Annotated in this window: 8 protein-coding genes; 3 read left to right on the forward strand and 5 right to left on the reverse strand. The window is 31.2% G+C overall.

Annotation, left to right across the window (positions count from 1 at the left end):
- Window positions 1-967 precede the first annotated feature (967 nt).
- From Q0486_RS16100 to Q0486_RS16115, 4 genes are all read right to left on the reverse strand, one after another.
- On the reverse strand, window positions 968-1,174 hold the full coding sequence (locus Q0486_RS16100) for a hypothetical protein (protein WP_299235793.1): 207 nt from the start codon (window positions 1,172-1,174) through the stop codon (window positions 968-970).
- 228 nt (window positions 1,175-1,402) lie between these two features.
- Complete coding sequence (locus Q0486_RS16105; protein ID WP_299235796.1) at window positions 1,403-1,633, reverse strand: hypothetical protein; 231 nt, start codon at window positions 1,631-1,633, stop codon at window positions 1,403-1,405.
- A gap of 151 nt (window positions 1,634-1,784) precedes the next feature.
- Window positions 1,785-2,042 carry a hypothetical protein gene (locus tag Q0486_RS16110; protein ID WP_299235799.1) on the reverse strand — a complete coding sequence of 86 codons (258 nt, stop codon included), beginning with the start codon at window positions 2,040-2,042 and terminating at the stop codon, window positions 1,785-1,787.
- A gap of 136 nt (window positions 2,043-2,178) precedes the next feature.
- Window positions 2,179-2,460 (reverse strand): hypothetical protein, encoded by a 282-nt coding sequence (locus Q0486_RS16115; protein ID WP_299235802.1) that lies wholly within the window; start codon window positions 2,458-2,460, stop codon window positions 2,179-2,181.
- A gap of 382 nt (window positions 2,461-2,842) precedes the next feature.
- Here Q0486_RS16115 and Q0486_RS16120 point away from each other — a divergent pair, with 382 nt between their 5' ends.
- From Q0486_RS16120 to Q0486_RS16130, 3 genes are all read left to right on the forward strand, one after another.
- Entirely contained in the window at window positions 2,843-3,061 is a 219-nt protein-coding gene (locus tag Q0486_RS16120) for a hypothetical protein (protein WP_299235804.1), read from the forward strand.
- A 1,301-nt stretch (window positions 3,062-4,362) separates the two neighbouring features.
- Complete coding sequence (locus Q0486_RS16125; protein ID WP_299235806.1) at window positions 4,363-6,096, forward strand: IS1634 family transposase; 1,734 nt, start codon at window positions 4,363-4,365, stop codon at window positions 6,094-6,096.
- Between the two features lie 116 nt (window positions 6,097-6,212).
- Complete coding sequence (locus tag Q0486_RS16130; RefSeq protein ID WP_299235809.1) at window positions 6,213-6,548, forward strand: hypothetical protein; 336 nt, start codon at window positions 6,213-6,215, stop codon at window positions 6,546-6,548.
- A gap of 345 nt (window positions 6,549-6,893) precedes the next feature.
- On the opposite strand, the gene Q0486_RS16135 is transcribed toward Q0486_RS16130, so the two are convergent.
- A complete protein-coding gene (locus Q0486_RS16135) occupies window positions 6,894-7,400 on the reverse strand; it encodes a hypothetical protein (protein WP_299235812.1) in 507 nt (168 codons plus the stop codon).
- Window positions 7,401-7,558 lie beyond the last annotated feature (158 nt).

The following is a 7,558-nucleotide window of genomic DNA, read 5'->3' on the forward strand; positions in this document are numbered from 1 at the left end:
TTATACACAAGGTATTTCTGTTTGGCTAGTCTTTGGGCTAGTCTTTTTTTATTCATTTTTGCCATGAAAAATTTAACTCATATGGCACAAACACTTGTATATTTGAAGAAATTATATTATAATAAGCATTTCCAATATTCGTAACCATGCGAAATAAATAAGAATGGTGAAATTATAATCCTTGCAAAATAATTATTTAAGGAGGAAAACATATGGACTTGGTCACTATATTGCTGATAATAATTGCAGTTCTTAGTGTTGCATTTATTATTGCAATTATTGGCTTAATTGCGCAACACAAGAAATTACAAAAAACAAGTAGAGAATTACACTACTATAATATTTCAACAAGGTGGTCGGGCAAGTAATATTTACAAAGAGGAGTTCCAATAGGACTCCTCTTTAATCTTCCTTATTATTCATATATGCAATATATACAAGAATTTTATCATCAAAAAATAATAGAGAGACTTAAAAATCTCTCTATTATTTCTGGAATATGATATGATTTACGGAAGAGGTCTGTTTTTTCTTTCCTCTTCATCTTTTTGACACCGAATAATGTATCTTGAACCTTCGTAATGATGCTTGACTTGTCTTTCCGGATAATACTTAACCGGACAATGTTTGACCTCGCAAACAGCACACTTCAGGTTGCTTTTTAACACCCGAAAGAAAGTCTTATCGAACATTTTATTCCTCCTTACCAGCAATGATGTTGTCCGGTCAGCTGACCCTTAATGATTCGCAGTTCCTCCTTCTTTTCACTAAGAAGCCGGTTAAAAAATGTTCCAGTAATAAGGCTTCCAACAATGACGCCACTGAGAAAAATCAATACACCTTCCATAATTTTCCAACTCCCTTTGTTCAATTTGGATTTTTCTATATTCTGTTATTGCCATATAAGTCACCCTCTTTTTTAGAAATGAGTATTTTTTATTATTTCCTCCTTTAAGACTTTTTTCATTTAGAAAAGCATTGATATTCCATCAAATAGGACAAAGATTATAATTCCCAATACTGTACCTAAGACTATTCCATGACTAAGCCATTGTTTTGATTCTTTATCTTTATTGCTAGAGATATATGTTTTTATAACAAAGACATCCCAAAAAAGCATGCTTGCTATAGCTAGTACTCCTCCAATAGTTTGTAAAATATCCCGCATTTCCATTTTTCCCTCCTTATAATCATTCGGAGGTTCATACCTCCGAAATGTTTTTTACTTCATTCAAAGGTATTGCAAAATAATTATTGCTTTGCCATTATGGCATATTTTTGCTTTAAAATCAACACTTTGCCGATTTTAAAACACCAGGCACGGAAAATATCCGTGCCTGGTGTAAAAGTCTTATTGGTTCATCAAATTGAATTTTTGTTTACTTCTTTTCTCACAAGGACCTCAATCCAAATCCAATCTCGCCAACGTCTCGACAATAGCTCTCTTCTCATTTTCAACACTATTGCTTGGGAAATCCATGCGGACATACTCATCTTTTTCTTGCACATGTCTCGCCATTTTCTTCAGTTCCTTCAATACCTTGATTGCTTCTTCGTAATTAATCATCATCATTTTCCTCTCTTCAAATTTATTGATTGGATTTCTGTCCCAATGCAATTTCCATCGCTTCATAGCTTGGAAAGACAGAGTCAAATATATAGTTCTTAGAAACTTTTTCTTTTGGTTCAACATAATAACCATTCAATGCTGATTTGCCAAAAAGAATTCTTAGGAATAGTTTTTCTATCTTTATTCTCATAACAGGCACGCTCCTTTGACAAATTCAAGTTTGTCGGTCATTTTCATCAGGTGTACGATGCATGATTCCGTTGATAAATTTAATATTTTCAGGACAAACGCAAGTTTCACGATTTATAATCATTGCATTACGTAAAGACCAATTGGGCATAAGTGTTTTGATAATCTCTTGTTGTTTTTTTTCGTGTTCCTGTTCTTCCTGCTCAGTTGCCCAGTTTAACCATAAGCAAAAGATAACTGCAACAATAGCAGTTCCAGCAATCAAGGAAAGTGCTAACTTCATACTTTAATCATCCCTTTTTACACAACCTCACAGGTTGGCTCAGCTAAAGAGAATAACTCTTCAACAATAGTTAATGCTCGTACGTTAATTTCTCCTCTTATTCCTCCTTTAAGACTTTTAAATTTATTAATGAGAATTAGTGGTTACTTACAAAATCCCATGTACCATTTTCGCCATATTTAGCCACAGGAGAATGCCTTTTTAAAATAGCAAAGCTTTCAACTCTCTTTGAACGAGCAGGTGAATAAATGGCAAACGCTTGCCCATGTTCCGTGTTGCATCTAATAATAGGACCGCTAAGTCCTGCATATGCAAGGTAATAAACTACACCTGTTTTGGTAGAACCATCACGAAACTTGAACTTTACTACCAAGCCTTTTTCAACAGCTTCCAAGTTGTCCCAATTAAAATTCCTCATTCTCATTGTTTTTCCTCCTCATAATTATTCGGAGGCTCATACCTCCGAAATGTTTTTTTACTTCATTCAAAGGTATTGCAAAAGTATTGCTTCAAGCATTGTACCATATTTTTCCTTTAAAATCAACATTTTCCCTATTTTCAAGCTGAACTACTACATTATTTGTTAATACATATAAAAGATAACAAATGATAAAATTCATTGTACTGGAAAATAAAAATCAGGTTATTATGGCCCTTTAGGCTAAAATATTGATTTTTAGGGTAAAATGTGATAATATTATATGGCAATATTTTGCATAGTATCCTTATTTTTTCTACTATGGAGCAGTTTAGCTCGAAGGTCAGCATAGTAAAATGATTATTTTAAGGGAGTGAAACAAATGAAATTAGGCAGAAATCAAATAAAGATTTTGTTAGAGACTTCAAAAACTGTTGCGGAAGCAGATGAAGTAATTAACAATTACTTTAATTTTGGGAGCATAAAAGAAAAAATTGCTTTTTTGAAAGGTATGTTTGATGTTCAAATTATTGGACATGAAGAAAAAGAGCCTGATGAAATGGATTATTTTTCGATGCTCGCTACAATTATTTCTGTTTGAGTTAACACAATCTATTCCAAAATTGTTTTGGAATAAAACTATTCTGTAAGTGTACATCATGGAGGTCATTTCTAATGAAAGAGTTTACTATCAATTTTAATGATCGTCGGCAAAGTGGAGTTTCAATTGTTTCTTCTCTAATTTTTCTTATTCTTTCGCCAATCATTACTCTGTCTAATGCCATTTTATATACCTCTCTACAGAAATATCTTTGTATAAGTATATTTTACATTCTCTTCAAAAAACATAACATACCGTAGCAATTGAAAAATATGTACATTGTCGAAGTATGGCTGATTTTGTCGAAAGGCTATTTTATAGGCTTTTACGAATTTCTTAATTTTCAAAAACCGCTTTTTGCCAAAAAATCATCGACAAAAAACGACAAAATACCAACTCAAAATTTTATATAATCCTTGCAGGGTTTGATATGCCTGTTTAAGTAGAACATATTTGCAAAGGATATATAGTTGATATACTTACGACAAAATTTTACTTAAACAGGTTATTTCGCTCTATTTTTATATCTAAATATAATTTATATGGAAAGGAGGTTTTGTTTTCTATATGTTCCTCTTGAATAGGAATGTCAAACCCAAATATGAAATTTGGGAGGAATACTTATGGAAAACAACAATCTCTATAAGCAAGAAAGATTTGATAGTTTCTTAAATAAAACTATTATACTTTCATCAAAATGTTATTTTAAAAAACAAATGCGTGTTATTAATAAAGAAAGGGCTATAGTCGATGACCAAAAATTTTCGGCTTTTTTACAAGAGTTCATTGTGCTTAATAATGTCTTTTCTAATGTTGAAAACCGTCTACAATTAAATAGTGCTTTACAATCACTGTCTGCACCATCCCAGACTCGAACTGGGGGTCTTTTGATTAAGAGTCATACGTAGTGGTAAAATCAATACTTTTGTTTTATTTCCTTACTCTTGCAATGGATTGCACCTTTTATATTTTAGTTGTTTTTTCAAGATATTCAAAGGCAACGTATGATTAGCCTTTTTTTAATTTCTTGTTTTTTGCAAATTAGTGAATCTAATTTACACCATATTATAAAAGAATCATACTGCTTTGTCAAGTGTAAAACAAAAACACTTTCAAAATGCTTGAAAGTGCCTATTGGTGGGCTATCAGAGGTTCCGTAGTTTGACATTAAGTATATAAATTAATATAGTTCAAAGTCTTGAAATCAAGGCTTAAATTTTTGTCAAATATTTTCTCGTTTTTTGTTGCGTTTTGTTCTGTTATGTGATATACTTCTTTTATCATAAAAAAGGAGACATGTTATGTATTTAAAGAAAAGTACTAATAAAAAAACTGGTAGAACTTATCTTTCAATAGCTTCAGGTTATAGAGATAAAAAAACAGGCAAATCAAAAACCGTATTAATAAAATCGTTAGGTTATCTTGATGTTTTAGAAAAAGAATTTCATGACCCAATTTCTCATTTCACTGAAATTGTCAACCAAATGAATATTGAAGAAGAAAAAAACAAAGTACCATTAACCATAAAAATAAATCCACAAGAAGAACTTAAAGAAAATGAATATAATCGAAAAAATTTTGGATATATTGCTCTTTCAAAAATTTATCATGAATTGGAAATTGATAAATTTTTAATAAATAAATTTAAAGATAGAGATGTATCAGAATTTAAAATAAACAACATTATGAAATTGCTTGTGTTTGGAAGAGCATTATTCCCAGACTCCAAAAAATCCACATATGACCATAAAGATATGTTTTTCGAAAATTTTAATTTTTCATTAAAAGAAGTATATAATGCTTTAACATATTTAGAACCATTAAAAGATATTCTTCAATATTATATTTATGACCATATTCAAGAACAATACAAACCAAGCAATGAAGCAGTATTTTATGATGTTACAAATTATTATTTTGAAATCGATGAAGCAGATGAAATTAGAGCCAAAGGTGTTTGTAAAGAACATAAACCAAATCCAATTGTTCAAATGGGATTGTTTATGGATAGTCTTGGATTACCAATGTGCTATAAGCTTTTTAGAGGAAATACAAATGATTGCTTAACATTAAAACCAATGGTTCAAGAACTTCAAAAACATTATGATATCGGAAAAGTTGTAGTTGTTGCAGATAAGGGATTAAACACTGGAAATAATATAGCTTATAATAAAGCAATTGGTAATGGATATGTAATGAGTCTTAGTATTAGAGGCGCTAATAACGAATTAAAAGAATATGTATTGAAAGAAGATGGATATACATATAACAATGAAAAAACATATAAAAAGAAATCTAGATTATATCCAAGAGAAATAACCATAACAAAAAAAGATTCAAACGGAAAGACTATAAAGATAAAACAAAATGTTGATGAAAAACAAGTTATATTTTGGAGTGCAGATTACGCTAAACGTGCAAAGGCAGAACGCCAACCAGCAATCGAGAAAGCAAAAGATTTAATTGGAAATGTCCAAAAATATAATAAGAAAAATTGTGTTGGAGCCAGTAAGTATGTAAAACATTTAGTATTTGATGAAACAACAGGAGAAATAATTAAAGCCAAATCTAAATTATCTATAGACGAAGAAAAAATTGTTGAAGAAGAAAAATATGATGGCTATTATCTTATAGTAACAAGCGAAATGGACAAAACAGATGATGAAATAATAGATATTTATAGAGGCTTATGGCGAATTGAAGAAACATTTAAAGTAACAAAGAGTGAACTAAAATCCAGACCAGTATATGTATCAAGAAAAGATCACATTGAAGCACATTTTCTTACATGCTACATTGCTTTAGTACTTAGTAGAATATTACAACATAAACTTGATAAAAAATATTCAGTTGGAAAAATATTAGATAGCCTTAGTAATTGTAACTGTAGTAATTATCATGAAAATTATTATTTATTTGATTATTATGATACAGTTTTAAAAGATATAGGAAATATAATAAATGTTAATTTTTCCTTGAAAAATAGGACTTTACAAGATATTAAAAAAAATTTATCAAATTCTAAAAAAAGTTAGTTTTTCCCAACAACTTTCGGAAACAATTCACGCACTTAAATCAGTTGATACAACTGCATTTAAGTGCGTATTTCCATTTTTTTACTGTAAAATTTAGGATAAAAAATAATCGTTCAGTGAAAGGAATTGGGGTAAGATTTGAAATCAAGGATAGCGGGGGAATGCCGGTGGGAGTTTCTATAATACCCAATATTTTTGATTCATTAGAAGAAACAGACATTTTTATTACGATTAAGTATGACTTTTCTTCACTTGCCCCAGGCAATTATCAAACGATATATGTATTTTTTCAAAATGATCAATATGGTAACGGTTCCGATTTGGATTGTGTCTCAGGTATGGATATATATATTAGAGAACCTGAAGAAACAGAACTTAATTGGAGAACAATGTATTGGGGGAATATCATGTTTGATGCGCCAGAAATAATTGACATAGGGAATATAAGCTAGAATATAGTACAAAATGAATTTGAAAGATAGGTTATGAAACGAAAAGACAACAATAAACAGTAAGCCTGCAATGTATTCGTTAGACATCCTCAGAAAGAGGATACGTGAGTTCCGGGCATTCCTTGAAACGCTTCAGGAACTCATTAACAGTAGTTTTGCTGCAGTCGCCGCAACTTTCGGCGATCTCGCGTCCGCTGAGGTGATTCACGAAGTGAAGTCTCAGCACTCGTTTGTAATCCATAATCGGACCTCCAGATATAATATTTCTCCTTTGAGGGAGATAAGTTAATTATATCTGGCAGTTTTCCGACCGGTTAATTTGTCTTTGGCTGACCGCCGATTATGTCACACACTGACCGCCGAACATGGCACAGATGGCCGTTTTGGCTGGCAATCTGCAAAAACATCTTCTGTGATATAGGATAATCCATTTTGTTGCATATAATGACTGAGCATTAGCTCATTTTTATCGTTTTCAATCCTTTTACAAAATTCTATTGTTATACCTAAATCTTGTAATGACTTATCATTCAACTCTTTGATAGGTAATTTTGTATATTCTGAAAAAATATATTTCAATACTCCGTCACAATTTCCTACAGCCTCATCATTTACGCTGAATGAGTCACTTGGGATATCCAGAACATCATACATAGCATGACCGATTCCAATCTCATTCAATCCAAGCTCTGTACGAAGTTTCTCAAAAAAATAAGTTTCTATTTCGCCCAAGCTAAGTGAAACTTCCTCAGTATAAGTCTCTGAAATTGGTTTCCCATCCTTATAAGGTGTAATAAATTGAATCTGCTTTGGTGCTATGAAATTATCAGTGTTAAATCGGAAATAGAGCATCTTAAACCTCCTGACTAAAGTTAATATACATGGATAACATAAAAATGCACATTAACAGGACAACCACTTCTACCCAAGGATACTTTAGCATAACGAGATTCACTATAAGGCAGTGAAATCTCCGCCACAGCATTAAGAATGTCACACGGAAATTTGTA

It is taken from the genome of uncultured Bacteroides sp., from assembly GCF_937912035.1.
Taxonomy (GTDB): Bacteria; Bacteroidota; Bacteroidia; order Bacteroidales; family Bacteroidaceae; genus Phocaeicola.

What these genes read in the sequence shown, in the direction of transcription:
- Q0486_RS16100 (WP_299235793.1), bottom strand. Translation starts at nt 1,174, where the DNA reads ATGGAAATGCGGGATATTTTACAAACTATTGGAGGAGTACTAGCTATA.
- Q0486_RS16105 (WP_299235796.1), bottom strand. Translation starts at nt 1,633, where the DNA reads ATGAAGCGATGGAAATTGCATTGGGACAGAAATCCAATCAATAAATTT.
- Q0486_RS16110 (WP_299235799.1), bottom strand. Translation starts at nt 2,042, where the DNA reads ATGAAGTTAGCACTTTCCTTGATTGCTGGAACTGCTATTGTTGCAGTT.
- Q0486_RS16115 (WP_299235802.1), bottom strand. Translation starts at nt 2,460, where the DNA reads ATGAGGAATTTTAATTGGGACAACTTGGAAGCTGTTGAAAAAGGCTTG.
- Q0486_RS16120 (WP_299235804.1), top strand. Translation starts at nt 2,843, where the DNA reads ATGAAATTAGGCAGAAATCAAATAAAGATTTTGTTAGAGACTTCAAAA.
- Q0486_RS16125 (WP_299235806.1), top strand. Translation starts at nt 4,363, where the DNA reads ATGTATTTAAAGAAAAGTACTAATAAAAAAACTGGTAGAACTTATCTT.
- Q0486_RS16135 (WP_299235812.1), bottom strand. Translation starts at nt 7,400, where the DNA reads ATGCTCTATTTCCGATTTAACACTGATAATTTCATAGCACCAAAGCAG.